The organism is Amycolatopsis minnesotensis, assembly GCF_039529815.1.
GTDB lineage: Bacteria > Actinomycetota > Actinomycetes > Mycobacteriales > Pseudonocardiaceae > Amycolatopsis > Amycolatopsis minnesotensis.
In genome coordinates, this window is record NZ_BAAANN010000010.1 from 251,070 (window position 1) to 272,536 (window position 21,467).

Genomic DNA, 21,467 nt, shown 5'->3' on the forward strand with positions numbered 1-21,467 from the left:
ATCATGACGGTGTCCCGGCTGCGCGGTATCCCCGGTATCGGCGTGGACGTCCTCGGCGACGCGGCGGACGCGGCCGGAGATCCCGGCCTGCTGCGGCTGGAGAACCTCGACACCGATCTCCGGCCGCCTCCGGTCGCGATCGCCGCCACCACGAGGGCGATCGGCGATGACACGGCCAACAGCTACCTCCCGTTCCAGGGCAGGCGATCGCTGCGGGACGCCGCGGCCGCACACGTCGGCCGGATCGCCGGGCGCCGCTACGACCCGGACACCGAATGCGTCAGTGTCGCGGGCGGGCTCAACGGCATCCTCAACACCCTGCTCGCCCTCGTCGAACCGGGTGACGAGGTGGTGCTGTGCGACCCGATCTACGCCGGGCTGGTGAACCGGGTGCGGCTCGCGGGCGGCGTCCCCCGCTTCGTTCCGGCGGAGCCGTACGCGCGGGGCTGGCGCGTCGATCCCGAACGCCTCGCGAACGCGGTGGGCCCGCGCACCGCCGCCGTGCTGATGATGGGACCCGCCATGCCCACCGGGCTGGTGCTCGGCGAGGCGCACTGGTCCGCCCTCGCGACGGCTTGCGCGCGCCACGACGCGTGGCTCGTCTACGACGCGGCCATGGAACGCATCCGCTTCGACGGGCTCCCGCCGAGCCATCCGGCATCGCACGACGGGCTCTCCGGACGCACCATCACCGTCGGCTCCGCGTCCAAGGAGCTCCGGCTGATCGGCTGGCGGGTCGGCTGGGTGGTCGGCCCGGCACCGATCCTCGCCGACATCCGCCTGGTCGGGCTGACGAACGTGGTGTGCCAGGTGGGACTGGCGCAGGAAGCGGTGGCGGCGGCGCTGGCCGCGGACGACGCCGAGGCCGATGTCGCGAACGCCACCGCGGAATGGCGCCGCCGTGCCGAAACCGTGCTCCACCAGCTCGCGGACTACCCGGTCGTCCGGCCGGACGGCGGCTGGTCGCTGCTGCTCGACGCCCGTCCGCTCGGGCTCACCCCCGCCGAGCTTTCCCGGCTCCTGTTCGACCGCGGCAGGGTCGTGGCCACGCCGATGGCCGGGTGGGGACCGAGCGGGGACGACTACCTGCGGCTCGTCTACGCGAACGAGCCCGTCGACCGGCTTGCCGAACTCGGCGCCCGCTTCCGCGAAGCCCTCGGCTGACCAGGCGATCTGGTCGATTTCAGACCGATCACACTGGCGGAAACGGGGTTCGCCGGTGCCTCCCTCGCCGAGGTGGCGAACCGGGCCGGGGTCTCGAAAAGCGTTGTGCTGTACCACTTCGAGTCGAAGTCGGCGCTGATGGAGGCGGTCGTCACCGAGGTCTGCACCAGCGCGGGCCCGGCACTGGTCACCGCGCTCGGCGAGTTCGCCGAGGTCGACACCAGGACGCTGGCCGTAGTGCTGCGCCCGACCATCGACGCACTCCCGGGACTTTTCGAATCCGACCCCACCGTGCGAGGCCCGGAACTGGCCGAGCACCTCGTGCGCCTCTTCGACCGGACCGTACGGAAGGAAGGCCGATGACCGGACCCACACCCGCCGTACCGTGCCCGGCGCGCTCGCGATGGCCACTTCGGGCGTCGCGATGGCCACCGCGGGCGCCACGAGCACCGCCGCCCAAGCCGCGAGCTTGCCGATGGAACCCCGTGCACGGCCCACCTTCGTTCTTCTGGATGCCGGTGGTGCGAGCGCTTTCGCTGCGGGGGCACCGTTCCCATCCCGTCGAGCTGCCGTGGCACGGTCTCGACGCCGAGTTTTCGCTTGCCCACCAAGCACCTCAGGAGATCGAGGCGCGGCACCGGCAGTCGTCGACCTGGCGGAGGTGGCGCTCGCCGCCAACGCCGCGCACCACCTCGTCGACCGGATCGTCTACGTCTCGGCTTTCTGTTGCACCGCGCGCAAGAGCCCGCTCGACTACGTGCTCGGGCCGGAGAACAAGGACAGCCGCGGCCTGGCCGCGGCGCTGTCGTCGGCGGAGCTGAGCACCCCGAAGGCGACCATGATCTTCGGCTGCCAACCCGTCGAAAGCGCGTCCGTCAACCTCGAAGACGCGCGCGGCGATCCCGCCACCTGGGGCCCGATCCCGCGCAGCTACATCCGCCTGACCTCGGACCGGTTCAACACGCTGCCGAACCAGGACAGGATGATCGCGGACGCGGATGTCGCGACCCCCGGCAACCGCTTCGACGTCCACGACCTCGACACCAGCCACACCGGGTTCGTCCTCGACGCGGACCGGATCACCGCCATTCTCGACCGCATCGCCGAACAACCCCACGATCACCAGGTTCACAAACTCTCTCGACCGTCGCCGAAAAGGCCGCGGCGGTGCGACCAGGCGTCGGGTCAAGCCACCGAACGGGCGTCGTCCGAAAAGGACAGTCCCCCGCGCTTCAGCGCACGTCGAGGGCGGCGCTGACGATGCTGTCCGCGTCGATGCCGTGGTACCGGTAGACCTCCTCCAGCCCGCCGGACTGGCCGAAGCGGGTCACCCCGAGCGAGACGACCGGCACCCGGTTCACCCCGCCCACAAAGGACAGTGTGTGCGGGTGTCCGTCGAGGACGGTGACGAGCGGGGTCGCCCGGTCCGCCGGGAAGACCTGGTCGAGGATCCAGCTCGGCGCGTCATCACGGCCCTGTCGTGCCTGCCAGGCGCGGAAGAGCAGGCCAGGGCTGGTCACGCACACCACGTCGGCCGCGATCCCGGTGCGCGCCAGCCGGTCGGCGGCCGCCAGTGCCTCCGGGACGAGGGCGCCCATCGCCGCGATCGTGACCTCCGCGCCGGGGACGCGGCGCAGCGGGTACGCCCCCGCCACGGCCTGCCGCCGCCTCCGCTCGCGCGCGGCGGGATCGGCAGGCACGTCGGCGAGCTTCTGGTCCACCGGGCGGGTGGACAGCCGCAGGTAGGCCGAACTCCCGCCGGGCTTGCCGAGCTTCGCGAGGCTCGCCAGCAGGGTCCACTCGACGTCGATGGCGAACGCCGGTTCGTAGGTGACGCAGCCGGGCTGCTCCAGCCCGATCGACGGGGTCGTGATCGACTGGTGCGCCCCGCCTTCCGGCGCGAGCGTCACCCCGGACGGGGTGCCGACCAGAATGGACTGGCCGCCCGCGTAGATCCCGAACGACCACGGCTCGAGCGCGCGCTCGACGAACGGGTCGTACAGCACGCCGATCGGCAGCAGCGGCTGCCCCCACCTGCTCCAGGTGGTGCCCAGCTCGCCGAGCAGCCCGACCAGGTTCGTCTCCGCGATCCCCAGCTCGATGTGCTGGCCGTTCGGGTTCTCCCGCCAGTGCAGGATCGTCTCGGCGTCGTCGGCGAACCAGTCCCGGCGCTCGGCTGCCGACCACACGCCGACCTTGTTGACCCAGCCGCCGAGGTTCGTCGTCGAGCTGACGTCGGGGCTGACGGTGACCACGCGGCGCGCGGCTTCCGGCGCCTCGCGGGTGAGGTCGAGCAGGACGCGTCCGAGCGCGGCCTGCGTGGTGGCCGTCCCGCCGGGTGTCCGGCCGATGTCCGACGGCAGCTCCGGCACCGCGCGCGGCGGAAAGTCGGGCCGGGCAAGGCGTTCCGCTACCTCCGCGCACAGTCGCGCCGCGGGTCCGCCGTCGTCGAACCGGCCCCACGGGGCGTCGGCGCGGGTGCCGAGCCGCTCGGCCAGTTCGCCGAACTGCTCCTCGGTGAGCAGCGAAGAGTGGTTCTGCGGGTGGCCCTGCGTCGGCAGGCCCCAGCCCTTCACCGTGTAGGCGAAGATTACCGTCGGGCGGCCGTCGTCGACGGCGCCGTAGACCTCGTCCAGTGCCTCCAGGTCGTGGCCGCCGAGGTTGCGCACCGCTTCCACGAGCGTCTCGTCGTCGAGGTCCGCGATCAGCGCGGCGATCCGCTCGTCCCCGCCGGGCAGCCGGTCCCGCAGCTCCGCCGCGGTGCAGCGCAGCAGCCGCTGGTACTCCGGGTTTCCCATTTCGTCGATCCTGGCCCGGAGCGCGTCGCCGCCCTGCCGGGCGAACAGCTCTTCGAGCAGGTGCCCGTACTTGAGCGTCAAGACCTGCCAGCCCGCCGCCGCGAACATGCCCCGCAGGCGACCGGCCGCGATGTTCGGCACCACGCGGTCGAGCGACTGGCGGTTGAGGTCCACGATCCAGACCAGCTCGCCCAGATCGGCGACGCTCGGGTCGAGGATGGCCTCCCAGATCGCGCCCTCGTCCAGTTCGGCGTCACCGACGAGCGAGAACTGGCGCCCGGTGCCCGCGCCACCGGTGGCGGTCTCGACGTAGCGGCGCGCCACCGCGCCCCAGATCGGCGCGGTGGCCCCGATCCCGACCGAGCCCGTCGAGTAGTCGACCGGGTCCGGGTCCTTCGACCGGCTCGGGTAGCTCTGCAGGCCGCCGAACTCCCGCAGCGTCGTCAGGTAGCGCTCGTCGAGCGAACCGAGGAGGTAGTTGATCGCGTGCAGCACCGGCGACGCGTGCGGCTTCACCGACACCCGGTCACCGGGCCGCAGGTGGCGGAACCACAGCGCGGTCATGATCGACACCATCGACGCGCACGAAGCCTGGTGCCCGCCCACCTTCAGCCCCGACGGGTTCGGCCGCACCCGGTTCGCGTGGTGCACGATCGCGGTGGACAGCCACAGCACCCGGCGCTCCACCGCGCGAAGCAGGTCGAACTCGGTCGCGACGGGCGCGGGACTAGCCATGGAATGCCCTCCTCTTGTGCAGTCGTCGACCGGTACCCCACCATGGCCGGGACAGATGAACAACCAACGGCGATCAGACCGTGCACACTGCACAGCCAGCGCGCCGCCGACCCTCGGGGAGCTGAGCACTCTGCCCCACCACGACCGGGCCGCGCCGGTAGACGGCGTCGACGCCGAAATCCTGCTCGCGCTCACCGCGCACCCGCGCGCCACCACCATCGCGATCGCCGAGGCCGTCGGGATTTCCCGCAACACCGCGCACGCCAGGATCGCGAGCCTCGAAGAACGCGGGGTGCTCGGCTCGTTCGAACGGCGCGTCGACCCCGCCGCCACCGGCTGCCCGCTCACCGCCTTCATCACCACCCGGGTCGTGCAGCGGCTGCTCGACGAGGTGGCCGCGCACCTCGCCGAGATCCCGGAAGTGCTACAGGTGCATGGTTTGAGCGGGGCGGCGGACCTGCTGGTGCACGTGGTGGCCGCCGACGCCGACGACCTGTACCGGATCGCGGGCATGGTGCTCGCCATCCCCGGCGTCGAGCGGACCGACACGGCACTGGTCATGCGCGAGCTGGTCGGGTACCGGATCGCCCCGCTGCTCGAACGGCGACGAGCACCAGGACCCCGGTGACCGCGGCGGCGGCCGTGGCCACCAGGTAGACGTCGTCCAGTCCCCGCGCGGCCGATCCGGCGGCACCGGAACCGGCGCCCGCCCGGAAGGCGATGCCGAGCACGGCCACCCCGAGCGTCTGCCCGAGCTGGCGCACCGTGGTCAGGATCCCGGCGGCCATCCCGCCGCGTCCGGGCGGCAGCGCCCCGCCGACGGCGGCGCCCATCGCGGGCCCGGCCAGCCCGATCCCCACGCCGGCCACGACGAGCCCGGCGGTGACGCTGGTCGCGGTGGACTCGGCGGTGAGACCGAGCTGCAGCGCGCATCCCGCGCCGCCGAGCAGCACGCCGATCGCGAGCATCAGCCTCGGCGCCACCCCGTGCAGGAGCTTCCCGGCGACGGTCGAGGTGACGAACGAAGCGGCGGCGAGCGGCATGAGCGCGAACCCCGCGGCGACCGGGCCGAGGCCGAGCCCCGACTGGAGCCAGATCGACAAGTAGAGCAAGGCGGCGAAGACCAGTGTCGACGCGGCCGAGCAGGCGAGCAGGCTGCTGAACGCGAAATCGCGGAACAGCGCGGGATCGAGCAGTGGATTCGGCACGCGCCGTTCGACGACCACGAACGCCGCGAAAGCGGCCACGGCGACGACGAGGCTCGCGACGGTGGCGAACGACCAGTCGCCGCGGGACAGGCCGTAGGTCAGTGCCGCGGCCGCCGCGCCGAAGGTGACCATGCCGGCGGGGTCGAGCGGCTTCTTCTCGGTCGCACCGTCCCGGCGGACGGCCAGCACGGTGACCACGACGGTGAGCGCCACCACCGGCAGGTTGACGAAGAAGATCGCGCGCCAGCCCCAGAACTCCGTGAGCGCCCCGCCGAGCATCGGGCCGATGGCCGCGCCGAGGCCGTTGACCGCGAAGTAGACGCCGATCGCGGTGCCGCGGGTGCGGTCGCGGTAGGTGCCCATCACGAGCGCGAAGCCGGTGACCGCGATACCGGCGCCACCGATCCCCTGCACCCCGCGCGCCGCGATCAGTTCACCGCTGTTCGCGGCGAGCCCGCAGCCGAGCGAGGCGATCCCGAACACGGTCAGGCCCGCGAGATAGGTGACACGCGGCCCCCAGCGGTCGGCGAGCGAGCCGACCGTCAGCATCAGCACCGCGAGCACCAGCGTGTACCCGTTCGGCACCCACTGCAGCGCGCCGAGGCTCGCGCCGAAATCGCGGCCGATGTCCGGCAGCGCGACCGTCACCACCGTGGTGTCCACGAGGAACAGTGCCGAGCCGAGGCACACCGCGACGAGCGGCCACCAGGTGCGCATGAGAGAACTCCCTTCGTTCGATTACTCCCGAACGTTCGCGAGTGCGCGCCGGTCACCACCAGTCACCGACCAATGTGTTGTGAATACCGTCATGCGCTATCGTTCCGCGATGAATACCGTCACGCTGGACGAGATCGACCGTGGGCTCGTCCACGCGCTCCAGATCGACGGCAGGGCGCCGCTGCGCACCATCGCCGAGGTGCTCGAAGTCTCGGAGAACACCGTGGCTCGGCGGTACCGGCGGCTGCGCTCCACCGGGACGCTCCGGGTCACCGGCGCGGTCAACGGCGCGCGCCTCGGCTACGTCGCGTGGACCATGCGCCTCGTGGCGACCCCGGACGCCGCGTCCTCGATCGCGAACGCGCTCGCCGCGCGCGACGACACGTCGTGGATCTACCTGCTCTCCGGCGGCACCGAAATCTGCTGCAACACCCAGGTCCGCACCGCGGCCGACCGCGACGACCTGCTCCTGCGCAAGCTGCCCCGCACCGCGCGCGTCACCTCGGTCTCCGCGCACGAACTGGTGCACACCTTCGCGCTCCCCGGCGGCTGGGCGGGCCTGCACGCGCTGCCCGAGGAAAAGGCCGCGCGCCTGCGACCGCCACCCCCTGCCGACGACGACGCCCCGCTCGAACTCGAACCGGGCGACCAGGCGCTGTTCGACCTGCTCGCGGTGGACGGCAGGGCCACCTACACCGAACTGGCCGCCCGCACCGGCTGGTCGGACGCCACCGTGAAACGGCGGATGGCCGCGCTGCGCCACCACGGCGTGCTGACCTACCACCTCGACGTGCGGCTGGAGCAGCTCGGCTTCGCCTCGCAGACCCGGCTCTGGATGGCCGTCTCGCCCTCCGGGCTCGAAGAGGTCGGCCACGCGCTCGCGAGCCACCCCGAAACCTCGTTCGTCGTGGCGACCACCGGCGCCACCAACCTCACCGCGATGATCAACTGCCGCAGCGGCGGCGACCTGTACCGCTACCTCACGCGCCGGGTGGCCCCGCTCACCGCGATCAGGACGCTGGAAACCGCGCCGGTGATCCGCACCGTGAAACGCACCGGCAGCCCGCTGCCCCGCTGACCCCGGCCACTGTGGACGAACGTCCCCGGCGGGGCGCGCACCCGCGCCGCTGCTAGGTTGCGAAGAACAGCCCATCGCCAGCGCGAGAATCGAGTCGAGTAACCCCATGTCGGCCTACGTTCCCCCGAAAACCTTCCGGCGTGCGACGCAGGACCTCGCGAGCGCGCTGCGCGCACGGGAGCTGTGGGGCCAGCTCGCCTGGCAGGACATCAAGCAGCGCTACCGCCGCTCGACGATCGGGCCGCTGTGGATCAGCATCGGCATGGGCGTCACCGCGCTCGCGCTCGGCGTGGTCAACGCCGCGCTGTTCGGCTCCAACATCTCCACGCTGCTGCCGAGCATCACCACCGGGCTGATCCTGTGGAACTTCATCAACGGCTGCATCGTCGAGGGCTCCGAGACGTTCATCGACAACGAGGGCCTGATCAAGCAGCTGCCCGCGCCGGTGACGGTGTACGCGTTCCGCACGGTGTGGCGGCAGACGCTGTACTTCGCGCACAACATGGTCGTCTACGTCGTGGTGATCCTGGTGTTCCTCGGCAGCGTCGACCATCCCTACCACCTGGTCAACGCGGAGAACGCGATCACGCACCCCGGGCTCGGCTGGTCGATCTTCCTCGCCATCCCGGCGTTCGCGCTGATCGTGCTCAACGGCACCTGGGTGGTGCTGCTCTTCGGCGTGACCGCGACCCGGTTCCGCGACATCCCGCCGGTGATCTCGAGCTTCATCACGATGCTCTTCTACGCGACGCCGATCATGTGGTCGATGGACCAGGTGCTCGCCGCGGGCAAGGCGAGCTCGGGCGTCGGCGCCTTCGCCGTGGACATCCTCAAGCTCAACCCCGTCTACCACTTCGTGGAGATCATCCGCTCCCCGCTCGTCGGCCAGCAGCAGAGCTGGACGCACTGGGTGGTCGTCGGCGGCGTGACGATCGTCGGCTGGGCGCTCGCGCTGGTGGTGCTGCGGAACTACCGCTCGCGCGTCGCCTACTGGGTCTAGACCATTGGGTCTAGACCACGCGGGATTCGTTCAGGATTCGCTCAGGTCGGGCGGGCATGCTGGAACCCGGCCAGAGCAGAACCAGGAGGATCCCGTGCGCGACGACTTCCGGGAGGAACCACTCCCCCCTGCACCGCCGGACGCCCCCGTCGACCGGCTGACCGTCTACGGCGCGAGCTGGTGCCCGGACGTCCGCCGCAGCCGCGCGCTGCTGGACCGCACCGGGGTGGACTACGACTACGTCGACGTGGAGGCCGATTCCGCGGCCGAGGAAACGGTGCGGGCACTGCAGAACGGCGCCCGCCGCATCCCGACACTGCTCTGGCCGGACGGCAGCCACCTCGTCGAACCCAGCGACGACGAACTCTCCGCCCGACTGGTCTAGACCGCATTCCACAGTGGACGGGGTCCGTCGTGCCCCGAAGAATGCCTTCACGGCACCAGATTCCCCCAGGGCTCCCTTCAGGGCATGGGCGGAGCGGGGGCTGGGGTGGCGAAGGCAGAGAACGCGGCGTCCGGGTCCCCGAAGGCCAGCGTCAAGACCCCCGCCACCCCTTCGCCACTGATCTCTAGTCCGTCCAGCCGCCGCGGACCGCGAAGACGGCGAGCTGCACCCGGTTGCCGTGTCCCGTCTTCGCCATCAGGTTCGCGACGTGCGTCTTGACCGTGGTGACGCCGAGGTAGAGCCGTTCCGCGATCTCGGCGTTGGACAGCCCGGCCCCGACGAGCGAGAGCACTTCGGCCTCGCGCTCGGTGATGCCCGCCGCGGACCGGTCCGGTCCGGCGGGTGCTGCCGCACGGTTCTCCAGCGCCCTGCCCACCAGCCGTCGCAGTACCCCGGGGCTGAACGGGCTGTCGCCCGAAGCCGCGCGGCGGATCGCGTCGAGCAGTTCGGCGGGTGCCGCGTCCTTCGCGAGGAAGCCGCACGCGCCCGCGCCGAGCGCGGGGTACAGGTGGTCGTCATCGTCGAACGTGGTCAGCACCACCACCTTCGTCGACGGCCGCGCGGCCAGGATCCGTTCCGTGGCACCGATTCCATCGAGTCCTGGCATCCGGATGTCCATCAGCACCACATCCGGCGGGTCCTGGCCGGCGAGGGCGACGGCGCGCTGCCCGTTCTCCGCTTCCCCGGTGACCTCGATATCGGGTGCCGCCTCGCACAGCATCCGCAACCCGGCCCGCACGAGCTGCTGGTCGTCCACGAGCAGGACCCTGATCACGCGCCACCCCCCGAGGGCATCCGCACCGGCGGCAAGACCGCGGCCAGCCGCCAGCCCCGCACACCGGGACCGGCCTCGAACGCGCCACCGACCGCGTCCACCCGCTCCGACAGGCCGGCCAGCCCGTAGCCGGGCCGATCGCGGGCAGCGGACGGCCGCCCGTCGTCGATCACCTCGATGCGCACAACGTCATCCTCGCCGACCGATACCCGCAGCCGCGCGCCGGTCGCGTGCTCGGCGTGCCGCAGCGCGTTGGTCAGGCCCTCCTGCGCCACCCGCAGCACCGCGAGCCGCCGCACCGCGTCCAGCCGGGCCACCGCCGCGTCGACCTCGCTCGTCACCGGCAGACCCGCCTGCTCGATCCGGGTGGCCACCGCGTCCAGCGCGCCGAGCAGATCCGCCGGCTCCAGCAGCGGCGCCGCCGGATCGCGCAGCACGTGCACCAGCTCGCGGAGGTCACCGAGCGCGGCGTTGCCGGTGGCGTGCACGTCGTCGAGCACCTCGGCCACCCGCGCGTCGGCGGTTCCGGCGACGTGGCGGACGACGCCGACCCGCAGCACGATCGACGCGACGTGGTGCGCGACCAGGTCGTGCAGCTCGCGGGCGATCGCACCGCGTTCGGCCGCGCGCACGGCGGCCGCTTCGACCGAGCGGAGCCGGGTCAGCTCGGCGACCTGCGCGTGGTACTGCCGCATCCAGCGGCGCAGCGACCACATGTGCACCCCGAGGATCGTCGCGCTGCCCGCCAGTACGGCGGTGGCCAGCGCGGTGCGCGCGAAATCGCCGGTGAGCGTCCACCACAGCGTCGCGGTCGCCACCCAGCACGGGACGACGGCGGCCGCGCGCCACCAGCCGTCGCGGCGCATCAGCACTTCGAGCACGGCGTACAGCGCGAGGAACTGCACCACGAACCGGGCCGGGACCGTGCTGTCCGCGGCGGCGGCGAGCAGCACCGCCTGCGCGACAGTCACCGCGTACGGCCAGGTGCCGCCGCCGACGGTCAGCACCGCGGCGGCGAAGGCGAGCACCCAGTCCAGCGCGCCGCCGGATCCCAGCACCGGCACGGCCACCGCCACGAGCACGAGCGGCAGCAGCCGGGCCGGGACGAACGGCACCCCGGCGATCTTCTGAACGGCTGGCATGCCTGCACGGTAGGCGGCGTCCGCGCACCCCGCCTCCTCCCCGCGAACGAGACGCCCCCTCCGGACGGTCAGCCCGGGATCACCAGGCGGCGCCGCTCCCCCGGACCACGACGAGGTCCCGGGTCAGGTCGGCGAGACCGCGCCCGCCGCACAGGGTGAGCGCGTGGTCGAACTCGGCGCGCAGGGCCTCCAGCACTTCGCGCACCCCGTTCTCGCCGTCCGCGGCGAGTCCCCACAGCACCGGCCTGCCGACGCCGACGGCGCGCGCGCCGAGCGCCAGCGCCTTGGCGACGTCACCGCCCCGCCGGACGCCGCCGTCCACCAGCACCGGGATCCTGCCGTCGACAGCGTCCACAATGGACGGAAGGGCCTCCGCGGCCGCGGGCGCCGCGTCGAACTGGCGGCCGCCGTGGTTGGACACCAGCAGCCCGTCGACACCGGCGTCGACCGCGAGCACCGCGTCGTCCGGGTGCAGCACGCCCTTCAGCACGACCGGCAGGGCGGTCTGCTCTCGCAGCCACGCCACGTACTCCCAGGACACCTCGGGGGACATCTCGACATCGGACAGCGCGCCGGGCTCGCTGCCGGGGAGATCGCGCATGTTCTCCGCGGCGATGTCCGGCGGCAGGTCGCTGAACGGGTGGGTCCGCTCGCGCGCACGCCGCGCGAACACCGGGGAGTCGACCGTCACCACGAACGCCGAGCAGCCCGCCTCCTCCGCCCTGCGGACGAGGCAGGCCGTCACCTCGCGGGAGTTCTGCAGGTAGATCTGGAACCACACGGCGGCGTCGCGGTCCACCTCGCGCGCGGCGGCGGTCACCTCGGCGATCGGCACCGACGCGGCCATGCTGGAGGTCAGCACGGTGCCCGCGGCGGCCGCCGCGCGCGCCGTCGCCAGTTCGCCGTCGGGATGGGCGAGCTTGTGGAACGCGGTCGGCGAAATGAAGACCGGCATGCTCGCGCGCGCGCCGGGCAGCTCCACCGAGAGGTCCCGCTTGGCGCAGCCGCGGAGGATCCTCGGCCGCAGCGCGAGCCGGTCGTAGGCGCGGGGGTTCTCCCCGAGCACGACCTCCTCGCCCGCTCCGCCCGCGAAGTAGTCGTAGTGAACCGGTTCGAGCACGTCCTTCGCGCGCTGGCGGAGCCGCTCCAGCGCGGGGATCACCCGCCAGCCCTCGCCGTCCCGATCCTCACCCGCGACAGCGCCCGGCGCGCCTTCTCCCTGTTCCATTCGTTCTCCCAGTTCTCTCGCGACACACGACCCGCCGAGGTCTTCGCGCGGGTGGCTCCGGCACGGTACTCCAGAGGATCGGGCACGGTAGGGTCTTGGGCTCGGAGCAGCAGAGGGGGAACTCCGATGTCCTTGGCACTGCGCCTGGCCGGCGCGCGCAGACGTGCCCAGATCGTCGCGGCGCGTCGCAACGACGCGATCTGCCGCACGGTCGACCCCGTCGAAACGGAAGCGCGGCTGTCGGTGATCCTCGACGCCGCCGTGCGGCACCTCGGCGATCGCCACCCGGTCACGCTGAACACGCGGTGCGTGCTCGGCGCGGTGCGCCACCTCGGGCCGCGGTGGCGGGAGGCCGAGGACACGATCGGCGAGGCGATCGCGGGTTTCGACCCGGCCGTGCCGGTGGAACGGTTCTGGCAGTGGCACGCCAGGACGACGCTGGTGAGCGTGCGGGCGTGGAGCGGAGACGCGGCGAAAGCCGTCGAAGAGCTGCGTGCGCTGGCCGACGACGCGAAGCGGGAATGGGGCCCCACGCCGCACTGCGACGTCAAGCTCGGCCTGGCGCTGGTCGAGGCCCACGAGTTCGAGGAGGCCGTCGCACTGCTGACGAAGGCCGCCGCCGAACTCGACGAGGTGCAGTCCGGCGAAGCCTTCGCCGAGATCGCCCGCGAAGCGGTCCGGCTCGGCGAGGTCCCCGGCCGCCGCGGGGTCGCGGCCACGCACCGGCTGCGCATGGCGGCACGGCTGGGCGTGGCGGTCGCGCTGAGCCATCAAAGCGGCCGGCAGGACGCCGCCGAGGCCGAGTTCCGCGCGCTGCTGGCGGCGCCGGGCATCCCGGTGCCCGGCGTGCTCGAATGCCACCGCGGGCTGGCCAGGCTGTCGGCGCGCCGGGGCGACCGCGCGGTGGCCGCCGGCGCGCTCGAACGCGTTGCCGAGGGATGGCGGGCGATCGGCGGCGACGACCACCCGCGCACCCGCGCGGTGGAAGAGGAACTGGCCTCGCTCAGGCAGTGACCTCGCTCAACCCGTGACCTCGCTCAACCGGTGACCTCGTTCAGCTTCCCGGTCGCGACGTCGAACACGAACCCGCGCACCGAATCCTTCTTCGGCACGAACGGGCTGTTCCGGATGCGGCCGATAGACTGGCGCACATCGGCTTCCAGATCGCCGAACGCCTCGGCGGCCCACGGCGGCCTGATCCCGGTGTCCTCCTCGATCGACCGCTTGAACTCGTCGTCGGTGAAGGTGAGCATGCCGCAATCGGTGTGGTGCACCAGAATGATCTCCTCGGTGCCGAGCAGCCGCTGGCTGATCGCGAGCGAGCGGATCTCGTCCTCGGTGATCACCCCGCCCGCGTTGCGGATGACGTGCGCCTCGCCCTCGTTCAGGCCGAGCGCGCCGTAGACGTTGAGCCGGGCGTCCATGCACGCGACGACGGCGACGTGCTTCGACGGCGGCAGGGGCAGCGGGCCCGAGAACCCTTCGGCGTAGCTGGCGTTGTTCGCGAGCAGTTCGTCCGTGGCGGTCATTCGCGCTCCTCGGCGTTGGGGGCCTCCAGTGCATCGCGGTATGCGCATGCGGGCAACGGCGCCCACCTGGTGAACGTGATCAAGGTCAAATATTTGTGGACACACAACTGTTGTGCGTGCACAATCGACGCCATGAGCGCGAACGCGACGGAAGTCTGGGGCAAGCTGGTCTCAGTGGTGATGGACAGCAGGGGCGACTGGCGCCGGTCCGTCTCCGAAGCCACCGGACTGCCCTTCACCAGGGTGCGCGCGCTGAAACGGCTCGGCGCACCCCGCACGATGGCGGACCTCGCCGAGAGGATGGGCGTCGACGCCCCCGCCGCCACGGTCGCCGTCAACGACCTGGAGGAACGCGGGCTCGTGCTGCGCCGCCCGCACCCGGACAACCGGCGCGCCAAGCTCGTCGAACTGACCCCGGCGGGCAGGCGCGTCCTCGCCACCGTGCACGCCGTCGCGGACCGGCCCCCCGCGGGACTGGCAGCGCTGGGCGAGGACGACCTCGCCGCGCTCGCCGCCCTGCTGGACCGGATCACCGCGCAATGACACCGAAACCCGCACACCTTGGGGGACCCTTGCTCAGTCGCCGCCACCGGCTGCTCGTACTAGCCATCTGCTGCATGAGCCTGTTCATCGTCGGGCTCGACAACACCATCGTGAACCTCGCGCTGCCGTCGATCCAGCGCGACCTGCACTCGCCGCCGACCGGTCTGCAGTGGACGATCGACGCCTACACCGTGGTGATCGCCAGCCTGCTGATGCTGTCCGGCTCGACGGCCGACCGGTTCGGGCGCCGCCGCGTCTTCCAGCTCGGCCTCGTCCTGTTCGGGCTCGGCTCGCTGCTGTGCAGCATCGCGCCGAGCACCGGCACGCTCATCGCCTTCCGGATGGTCCAGGCGATCGGCGGCTCGATGCTCAACCCGGTCGCCATGTCGATCATCACGAACACCTTCACCGACCCGCGCGAACGGGCGCGGGCGATCGGCGTGTGGGGCGGCGTGGTCGGGCTCAGCATGGCGCTGGGCCCCGTCGTCGGCGGCGCGCTCGTCGACGCGGTCGGCTGGCGCTCGATCTTCTGGCTCAACGTGCCGGTGTGCGTGCTCGCGATCGTGCTCACCGCGGTGTACGTGCCGGAGTCGAAGGCGCCGCACCCGCGCCGCTTCGACCCGGTCGGCCAGGTGCTGGTGATGGTCCTGCTCGCATCCCTCACCTACGGCGTGATCGAAGGGCCGGGAATGGGCTGGGGCTCCCCGGAAATCGTCGCCTGCTTCGCCGCCGCCGTGCTTTCGGCCGTGGCACTGGCCTTCTACGAGCGACGCCGCCACGAGCCGTTGCTCGACACCCGCTTCTTCCGCAGCGCGCCGTTCAGCGGCGCCACCCTCATCGCGATCACCGGGTTCGCCGCGCTCGGCGGGTTCCTCTTCCTCAACGCGCTGTACCTGCAGGACGTGCGCGGCCTGTCACCACTGCACGCGGGCCTGTACACGCTGCCGATGGCGGTGATGACCGGGATCTTCGCGCCGCTGTCCGGCCGGGTCGTCGGGTCGAGGGGACCGCGCCTGCCGCTGCTGGTCGCGGGCGCCGGGATCACGCTGTGCGCGGTATTGCTGTCCACATTGGACACCGATACCCCGGTCTGGCAGCTACTGCTCGCCTACCTGGCGTTCGGCATCGGGTTCGGCATGCTGAACGCGCCGATCACCAACGCGGCGGTGTCCGGGATGCCGAGGGCGCAGGCCGGGGTCGCCGCGGCGGTCGCGTCGACGAGCCGTCAGATCGGCGCGTCGCTCGGGGTCGCCGTGCTCGGCGCCGTCGTCACCGCGCGGATCACGCCGTCGCGGGGTTTCGCCGAAGCGAGCCACCTCGGCTGGTACATCATGGCGGGCTGCGGCGTCGCGGTGCTCGTGCTCGGGCTCGCCAGCACCAGCGGGTGGGCGCTGCGCACCGCGTCCGCCGTCGCGGCGAGCGAAGAGGCACCACGGGAAAAGGCGCTGCGGTGAGCCGCGCGGCCGCCCCCGGGCCACGGGGGCGGCCGCGCGAACCGCTACTCCCCCGCGTTGGCGGGCACCGGGATTTCGGCGAGTCCGGTCAGCGCCTGCGGCAAGGGATCGTGGTGCAGGACGCCGAGGCGCTGGGTGGCGCGGGTGAGGGCGACGTAGAGTTCGGCCGCGCCTCGGGGCCCGTCGGCGAGGATCCGCTCCGGATCCACGACCAGCACGGCGTCGAACTCCAGCCCCTTCGTGTCCGAGGCCGCCACCGTGCCCGGCACCCCCGGCGGCCCGATCACGACGCTGGTGCCCTCGAGACCCGCCTCGGCCCGCTCGAACTCCTCGATGGCCGCGGGCAGCTCGTCCTCGGTCACCCGCCTCGACCACGGCCGGACACCGCACGCGCGGACCGACTCCGGCGGCTCGACACCGGGTGCGAACTCGGCGAGCAGCGCGGCGGCGACGGTCATGATCTCCGCCGGGGTGCGGTAGTTCACCGACAGCGACCGGTAGAGCCAGCGGCCTGGCACGTACCGCTCCAGCATCGCGCCCCACGACCTCGCCCCCGCTTCCGACCGCCGCTGAGCGAGGTCGCCGACCACCGTGAAGGACCGGCCGGGGCAGCGCCGCATCAGCACCCGCCAGTCCATTTCGGACAGTTCCTGCGCCTCGTCGACGACCACGTGCCGGTAGGTCCAGTCCCGGTCCGCGGCCGCGCGTTCGACGAGGGTGCGGGTGTCGTCCCTGACGAAGCGGTCGGCCAGTTCCTCGGCGAAGAGCAGGTTTTCCGCGGCCAGCATGACGTCCTCGTCCATTTCCTCGCGGTCCAGCTTCATGATTTCCATGACGCCTTCGGCGTATTCGGCCTTGGCCCTGCGTTCCCGTTCGGCGGCCCGGTCCGCCGCTTCTTCCGCGGTCTTGTCGAAGCCGAGCAGGTCGACGAGTTCGTCCAGCAGCGGGATGTCCGACACCGTCCAGGCATCGCCGTCGGCACGCCAGAGCGCCTGGCCGGCGCCCGCCGCCCGCAGCCGCTCGCTGGAGGAGTACAGCGATGCCAGCAGCTCTTCCGGGGTCAGCAGCGGCCAGAGTTCGCCGAGCGCGGCGAGGAACTTCTCGTCCTGCGCGAGCTCCCTGAGCAGGCCCGCCCGCATGTCCTCCCATTCTTCGCGGTCGTCCCTGGTCAGCCAGCCCTTGCCGATCCGGCCGATCGCCCGCTCGGTGAGCACGTAGGTGACGATCTCGGTGAACACCGCGCGAGCCTCGTTGTGCGGCAGGCCGCTGTCGCGCGCCTCCTGCCTCGCCCATTCCGCGGTCCCGGCGTCGATCCGCACCGTGACGTCCTTCAGCTGGATCGGCAGCGGCTCCGCGGGCAGCCGCTGCCGGTCGGCGACGGCCGCCGCGAGCACGTCCAGCATCTTCAGCGAACCCTTGAGCCGCGCGGCTTCCGGTGCGTCCTCGGCGGTGACGCTCAGCTCCGGCACGAGGTCCCCCGGGGTCATGAACACCACGTCGGACTCGCCGAGCGACGGCAGGACGCGGCCGATGTGGTTCAGGAACGACGGGTTGGGCCCGATCACGAGCACGCCGTGGCGTTCCATCCGCTCCCGCTGGGTGTAGAGCAGGTACGCGACGCGGTGCAGCGCCACCACGGTCTTCCCGGTGCCCGGGCCGCCCTCGATCACCAGCACGCCGGGGTGGTCGAGCCGGATGATCTCGTCCTGCTCGGCCTGGATCGTCGCGACGATGTCGCGCATCCCCTCGCCGCGGGGCGCGTTGACCGCCGCGAGCAGCGCCGCGTCCCCCTGCTCGCCCTCGGCGGGGCGGCCGAACACCTCGTCGGTGAACCCGGTGACCACCCGCCCGCGCATGTGCAGCTGGCGGCGGCGGCGCATGTTCTCCGGGGTCGCGGCGGTGGCCACGTAGAACGGGCGCGCCGCCGGTGCCCGCCAGTCGAGCAGCACCGGTTCGTAGTCGTTCTCCTGGTCGAAAAGGCCGATCCGGCCGATGTGGGAATGCTCGCCGGAAACGGTGTCGAGCCGCCCGAAGCACAGCCCGTTGTCGGCCACGTCCAGCCGTTTCATTTCCTTGGCCGACGCGCGGACCCGGACGTCCCGTTCCATGGGGGTGCCGCCGTCACCCCGCAGTGCCGCCGTGTATTCACCCCTGGCCCGTGCGCGTTCGGCGTCGAGCCGCGTGTAGAGCCCGGCCACGTAGTCCCGCTCGGACCGCAATTCCGCTTCGTACCCCTGAGTTGACACATGCCCCTCGCAGCAGCTAAACTGATATTAGGTTCGGCGGACTTTCCATTGTTGCCTGGAAAGCACGTCGATTTTTTATTGTCCCCCTTTTGTCAAGTCCCGCTCGGCGAAACGCCGTTGCCGTCGATGTCCGGGGCTGTTCCGCGCGACGTTTCGCGCGGGCGGAACAGCATCCGTTCCGCCCGCGCCATGGCCGCTCCCCACGGCCGGGGTCAAGCCGAATAGAGGTCCTCGATCCGGTCCGCGTAGCGGGTCGCGATCGGCTTGCGCCGCAGCTTCATGGTCGGCGTCACCTCGTCGCCGCCGGGCTCCCACACGTCCGGCAGGATCGCGGTCTTCTTGACCTGCTCGACGCGCGCGAGCTTCCCGTTCGCCCGCCCGACCGCGTCCTCGACCATCGCGACCACTTCGGGATCGGCGGCGAGCGCGGCGGGCGAGGCGTCGGGCAGGCCGTGTTCGGCCGCGTGCGCGGCGCACGCGTCGGGGTCGAGCGTCACCAGCGCGACGACGTAGGGCCGCCGGTCGCCGACCGCCAGCACCGATCCGATCAGCGGGCAGCCGACCTTCACGGCGTTCTCGATGTTGCTCGGGGACATGTTCTTGCCCGCGGCGTTGATGATCAGTTCCTTCTTGCGGTCGAGGATGCGGACGTAGCCGTCCTCGTCGATCGCACCGATGTCCCCGGTGTGCACCCAGCCCTCGGCGTCGACGGTCTCCGCGGTCTTCTCCGGGTCGCCGCGGTAGCCCTTCATCACGATCGGGCCGCGCACGAGCAGTTCCCCGTCCTCGGCCACGCGCACTTCGACGCCGTCGAGCGGGGTCCCGACGGTGCCCACGCGGATCTTGCCCGGCCGGTTCACGGTGGCGACCGCGGTCAGCTCGGTCATGCCCCACGCCTCGCACACGCCGATCCCGAGCGCCAGCATGAACTCGTGCGCCTCCGGCTCGATCGGCGCGGCGCTGGACGCCGCCACGTTCACCGCGTCCAGCCCGAGCGCGGCGCGGATCCGGGAAAGCACCAGCCGCTCGGCGATCCGGTGCCGGATCCGCAACGGGAGCGGGACCGGTTTTCCGCCGAGCCGGGCCACGCGCTGCCCGACACCGATCGCCCACGCGCCGAGCCGCTTCTTCAGCGGGCTCTTCTCGGCGGCGAGCTTCGCCTCGACACCGGCTTTGACCTTGTACCAGATCACCGGCACGCCCATGAACAGCGTCGGCCGCACGTCGGTCAGCGCGGCGAGCACCTCCTTGGGGTTCGCCACCGTGGTGATCTGGACGCCGGCGAGCAGGTTCCCCCAGTGGCACACCCACCGGTTCGCGGCGTGCGCGTCGGGCAGGTAGGACACCACCCGGTCCTCGATGTCGACATCCATCACCTCCTGCGCCGCGTCCACGTTCGCGATCAGGTTGGCGTGGGTGATTTCGACGCCCTTCGGCGGCCCGGTGGTGCCCGAGGTGTAGACGATCGTGAGCACGTCGCCCGCGTCCACCGCGCGCCACGAAGCGGCGAAGTCGTACCCCGGCGCGGGCGAGTTCTCCAGCTCCGCCAGCGAAAGCACGCTCTCGTGCTCGCCGTCGACGCAGACGATGTGCTCGATGTCCCCGGCGCGGGCGGCCGTTTTGACCGCGTCCAGGAACTGCGTCTCGCACACCACCACCCGGTTCCCCGCGTTGCCGAACAGGTACTGGATCTTCTCGGGCGGGTTGGTGTTGTAGATGGAAAACGGCGTCGCGCCCGCGTGCAGCGCCGCGGTGTCCACCAGGTGGAACTCCGGGCAGTTGGTGAGCATGATGCCGACCGTGTGCCCGCGGCCGACCCCGAGCCCGGCGAGCCCCGCCGCGATCCGCTCCACCCGTTCGCCGTAGTCGCGCCAGGTGAGCACGGTCGTGTCGCCCGGTGTCCTGATCGCGACCCGGTCCGGGTGGGCCGCGACGAGGGACTGGAACGACTCACACAGCGTCTTCGGGGCGGGGTTCGGCACGCGCGTCTCCTGGGCCGGTCGGTGAAGGTGCCCGCAGTGCGGGAGAACGCACAATCTACTGCCCGGTACCACCCCGCGTCATGATCAGCTCGACGGCATACCCGTCGCTCAGCGCGTGTCGCGGCTGAGCCACCACCGCGCCTGCCAGAGCCCGGCCGCGGCGGCGGCGCCGGGCAGGGCGGTCCACAGCCACCACGGCTCCTCCGCGCTCCCGCTGAACACCATGACCAGCGCCCACACCACGACCTGGACGGCGGTCAGCGCGAAGGTCGCCACGGCCACCAGCCTCGCCGCCGCGAGCAGGTCGACGGGCACGATCGCGCCGGGTGCCGCCGGAACCGTGCCGCGCAGATCGCCCCGCGTCCTCGCGGTGGCCAGGCGCGCGTACCGGTCCGCCGCCTCGCCGTCGGTGAGGTGACCCGCGGTGCGCGCCTCCCCGATCCGCCCGCTCACCACGGCCCGGTCCGCGGCCGACAGCGGCAGTTCGGTGAGCCAGTCCGGTGAACGCACGCCGGTCCCCTTTCCGTCGGCAGCCGAGATTAATAGTGTATTGCACACACAGTTCATCGGCGGTGGCGCGATGCGGAAGGATGGCGGTGATGACGGAGAACGACCCGAAGCTCCCGCCGGGGCTCGCGCTCGCCTGGGGTGTCACGCCAGGGCCCCGGCGCGGCCCGAAGCCCGCGCACACCGTAGACGACGTGGTGCGGGCCGGGATCGAAGTAGCCGACGCCGACGGGTTCGGCGCGGTGTCGATGCCGAGGATCGCCCGTCACCTCGGGCTCACCCCCAACGCGCTCTACCGGTACGTCCGGTCGCGCGACGAGCTGCTCGTCCTGCTCGCGGACACCGCGTGGGGCCCGCCCCCGGATTCGGTCGCCAAGACCGGGAACTGGCGTGAAGCCATGACCGTGTGGACGCACGCCTTCCTCGACCGCCTCGGCGTCCACCCGTGGCTGCTGGACGTGCCCGTGCGCGGCGCCCCGAGCACGCCGAACCTGCTCGGCTGGGCGGAGGTGTTCCTCGACGGGGTGGCCGATTCGGGGCTCAGCGCCGCCGACGCGCTCGGGGCGGCCATGCTGCTGGACAACTACGCGCGCGGCACCGCGGCGCTCGATCGGGACCTGCGCCAGCAGGCCCCGCCGCTCGCCCAGCCGGAGGTGCTCGAGTTCCTCCTGCCGCGGATGGCCGAACGCGGGCTCCCGGTCATGGCCTCGGTCTACGGCGGTGGCGGTTACGACGACGCCGAACTCCCCGACGCCGACGTCGAGTTCGGCCTCAACCGGATCCTGGACGGCATCCAGGCCCTCGTCGACCGCACCTAGATGTATTGACCATGGAGGTTGGGTACGGGGCGACACGTGATCGGATGATCTTGGTGTGAGGAGGGCCTCCGGGTTCGGTGTGGATTGCGACATCTGCA

The 21,467-nt window shown here is 71.9% G+C and carries 20 protein-coding genes; 11 read left to right on the plus strand and 9 right to left on the minus strand.

Annotation, left to right across the window (positions count from 1 at the left end):
* The first annotated feature begins 3 nt into the window (after nucleotides 1–3).
* The 3 genes from ABD256_RS15220 (at nucleotide 4) to ABD256_RS15230 (ending at nucleotide 2,422) form a co-directional block, all read left to right on the plus strand.
* Entirely contained in the window at nucleotides 4–1,164 is a 1,161-nt protein-coding gene (locus ABD256_RS15220; RefSeq protein ID WP_344418123.1) for a pyridoxal phosphate-dependent aminotransferase, read from the plus strand.
* Nucleotides 1,165–1,236: 72 nt separating this feature from the next.
* Nucleotides 1,237–1,527 (plus strand): TetR/AcrR family transcriptional regulator, encoded by a 291-nt coding sequence (locus ABD256_RS15225; RefSeq protein ID WP_425546454.1) that lies wholly within the window; start codon nucleotides 1,237–1,239, stop codon nucleotides 1,525–1,527.
* 298 nt (nucleotides 1,528–1,825) lie between these two features.
* Nucleotides 1,826–2,422, plus strand: coding sequence for a hypothetical protein (locus ABD256_RS15230; RefSeq protein ID WP_344418125.1), 597 nt, complete (start codon nucleotides 1,826–1,828; stop codon nucleotides 2,420–2,422).
* On the opposite strand, the gene ABD256_RS15235 is transcribed toward ABD256_RS15230, so the two are convergent.
* Nucleotides 2,397–4,697 (minus strand): transketolase-like TK C-terminal-containing protein, encoded by a 2,301-nt coding sequence (locus ABD256_RS15235; protein ID WP_344418127.1) that lies wholly within the window; start codon nucleotides 4,695–4,697, stop codon nucleotides 2,397–2,399. The two genes, ABD256_RS15230 and ABD256_RS15235, sit on opposite strands and share 26 nt — an antisense overlap.
* Before the next feature lie 55 nt (nucleotides 4,698–4,752).
* Between ABD256_RS15235 and ABD256_RS15240 the strand changes: the two genes are divergently transcribed.
* Nucleotides 4,753–5,325, plus strand: a complete 573-nt coding sequence (locus ABD256_RS15240; RefSeq protein ID WP_344418129.1) for an Lrp/AsnC family transcriptional regulator — start codon at nucleotides 4,753–4,755, stop codon at nucleotides 5,323–5,325.
* Here the strand turns inward: ABD256_RS15240 and ABD256_RS15245 are convergent.
* A complete protein-coding gene (locus ABD256_RS15245; protein ID WP_344418131.1) occupies nucleotides 5,255–6,622 on the minus strand; it encodes an MFS transporter in 1,368 nt (455 codons plus the stop codon). The genes ABD256_RS15240 and ABD256_RS15245 overlap by 71 nt on opposite strands.
* A gap of 109 nt (nucleotides 6,623–6,731) precedes the next feature.
* On the opposite strand from ABD256_RS15245, the gene ABD256_RS15250 reads away from it, so the two are divergent.
* The 3 genes from ABD256_RS15250 (at nucleotide 6,732) to ABD256_RS15260 (ending at nucleotide 9,085) form a co-directional block, all read left to right on the plus strand.
* On the plus strand, nucleotides 6,732–7,700 hold the full coding sequence (locus ABD256_RS15250; protein WP_344418133.1) for an Lrp/AsnC family transcriptional regulator: 969 nt from the start codon (nucleotides 6,732–6,734) through the stop codon (nucleotides 7,698–7,700).
* A gap of 106 nt (nucleotides 7,701–7,806) precedes the next feature.
* Complete coding sequence (wzm, locus tag ABD256_RS15255) at nucleotides 7,807–8,700, plus strand: galactan export ABC transporter permease subunit Wzm/RfbD (RefSeq protein ID WP_344418135.1); 894 nt, start codon at nucleotides 7,807–7,809, stop codon at nucleotides 8,698–8,700.
* Nucleotides 8,701–8,857: 157 nt separating this feature from the next.
* Complete coding sequence (locus ABD256_RS15260) at nucleotides 8,858–9,085, plus strand: glutaredoxin family protein (RefSeq protein ID WP_344418174.1); 228 nt, start codon at nucleotides 8,858–8,860, stop codon at nucleotides 9,083–9,085.
* Nucleotides 9,086–9,269: 184 nt separating this feature from the next.
* On the opposite strand, the gene ABD256_RS15265 is transcribed toward ABD256_RS15260, so the two are convergent.
* From ABD256_RS15265 to ABD256_RS15275, 3 genes are all read right to left on the minus strand, one after another.
* Nucleotides 9,270–9,920: a response regulator gene (locus tag ABD256_RS15265; RefSeq protein WP_344418137.1), complete on the minus strand. Its 651-nt coding sequence runs from the start codon at nucleotides 9,918–9,920 to the stop codon at nucleotides 9,270–9,272.
* Complete coding sequence (locus ABD256_RS15270; protein ID WP_344418139.1) at nucleotides 9,917–11,062, minus strand: sensor histidine kinase; 1,146 nt, start codon at nucleotides 11,060–11,062, stop codon at nucleotides 9,917–9,919. Before ABD256_RS15270 ends, ABD256_RS15265 begins: the two co-directional genes overlap by 4 nt.
* 79 nt (nucleotides 11,063–11,141) lie before the next feature.
* Nucleotides 11,142–12,290, minus strand: coding sequence for an alpha-hydroxy acid oxidase (locus tag ABD256_RS15275; RefSeq protein ID WP_344418141.1), 1,149 nt, complete (start codon nucleotides 12,288–12,290; stop codon nucleotides 11,142–11,144).
* Between the two features lie 126 nt (nucleotides 12,291–12,416).
* On the opposite strand from ABD256_RS15275, the gene ABD256_RS15280 reads away from it, so the two are divergent.
* The gene (locus tag ABD256_RS15280) at nucleotides 12,417–13,304 is read left to right on the plus strand and encodes a hypothetical protein (RefSeq protein ID WP_344418143.1); all 888 of its coding nucleotides are present in this window, start codon (nucleotides 12,417–12,419) and stop codon (nucleotides 13,302–13,304) included.
* Nucleotides 13,305–13,327: 23 nt separating this feature from the next.
* Here the strand turns inward: ABD256_RS15280 and ABD256_RS15285 are convergent, their stop codons facing one another.
* On the minus strand, nucleotides 13,328–13,819 hold the full coding sequence (locus ABD256_RS15285) for a beta-class carbonic anhydrase (protein WP_344418145.1): 492 nt from the start codon (nucleotides 13,817–13,819) through the stop codon (nucleotides 13,328–13,330).
* A gap of 132 nt (nucleotides 13,820–13,951) precedes the next feature.
* Between ABD256_RS15285 and ABD256_RS15290 the strand changes: the two genes are divergently transcribed.
* Both ABD256_RS15290 and ABD256_RS15295 read left to right on the plus strand, forming a co-directional pair.
* Nucleotides 13,952–14,362, plus strand: a complete 411-nt coding sequence (locus ABD256_RS15290) for a MarR family winged helix-turn-helix transcriptional regulator (RefSeq protein WP_344418147.1) — start codon at nucleotides 13,952–13,954, stop codon at nucleotides 14,360–14,362.
* Nucleotides 14,359–15,816 carry an MFS transporter gene (locus ABD256_RS15295; protein WP_344418149.1) on the plus strand — a complete coding sequence of 486 codons (1,458 nt, stop codon included), beginning with the start codon at nucleotides 14,359–14,361 and terminating at the stop codon, nucleotides 15,814–15,816. The genes ABD256_RS15290 and ABD256_RS15295 overlap by 4 nt, the downstream gene beginning before the upstream one ends.
* 44 nt (nucleotides 15,817–15,860) lie before the next feature.
* Here the strand turns inward: ABD256_RS15295 and helR are convergent, their stop codons facing one another.
* The 3 genes from helR to ABD256_RS15310 form a co-directional block, all read right to left on the minus strand.
* Nucleotides 15,861–18,062, minus strand: a complete 2,202-nt coding sequence (gene helR, locus ABD256_RS15300; protein WP_344418150.1) for an RNA polymerase recycling motor ATPase HelR — start codon at nucleotides 18,060–18,062, stop codon at nucleotides 15,861–15,863.
* Nucleotides 18,063–18,274: 212 nt separating this feature from the next.
* The gene (locus tag ABD256_RS15305) at nucleotides 18,275–20,044 is read right to left on the minus strand and encodes an AMP-dependent synthetase/ligase (RefSeq protein WP_344418152.1); all 1,770 of its coding nucleotides are present in this window, start codon (nucleotides 20,042–20,044) and stop codon (nucleotides 18,275–18,277) included.
* 108 nt (nucleotides 20,045–20,152) lie between these two features.
* Nucleotides 20,153–20,554 carry a DUF1707 domain-containing protein gene (locus tag ABD256_RS15310; RefSeq protein ID WP_344418154.1) on the minus strand — a complete coding sequence of 134 codons (402 nt, stop codon included), beginning with the start codon at nucleotides 20,552–20,554 and terminating at the stop codon, nucleotides 20,153–20,155.
* Nucleotides 20,555–20,643: 89 nt separating this feature from the next.
* Between ABD256_RS15310 and ABD256_RS15315 the strand changes: the two genes are divergently transcribed.
* On the plus strand, nucleotides 20,644–21,369 hold the full coding sequence (locus ABD256_RS15315; protein WP_344418156.1) for a TetR/AcrR family transcriptional regulator: 726 nt from the start codon (nucleotides 20,644–20,646) through the stop codon (nucleotides 21,367–21,369).
* Nucleotides 21,370–21,467 lie beyond the last annotated feature (98 nt).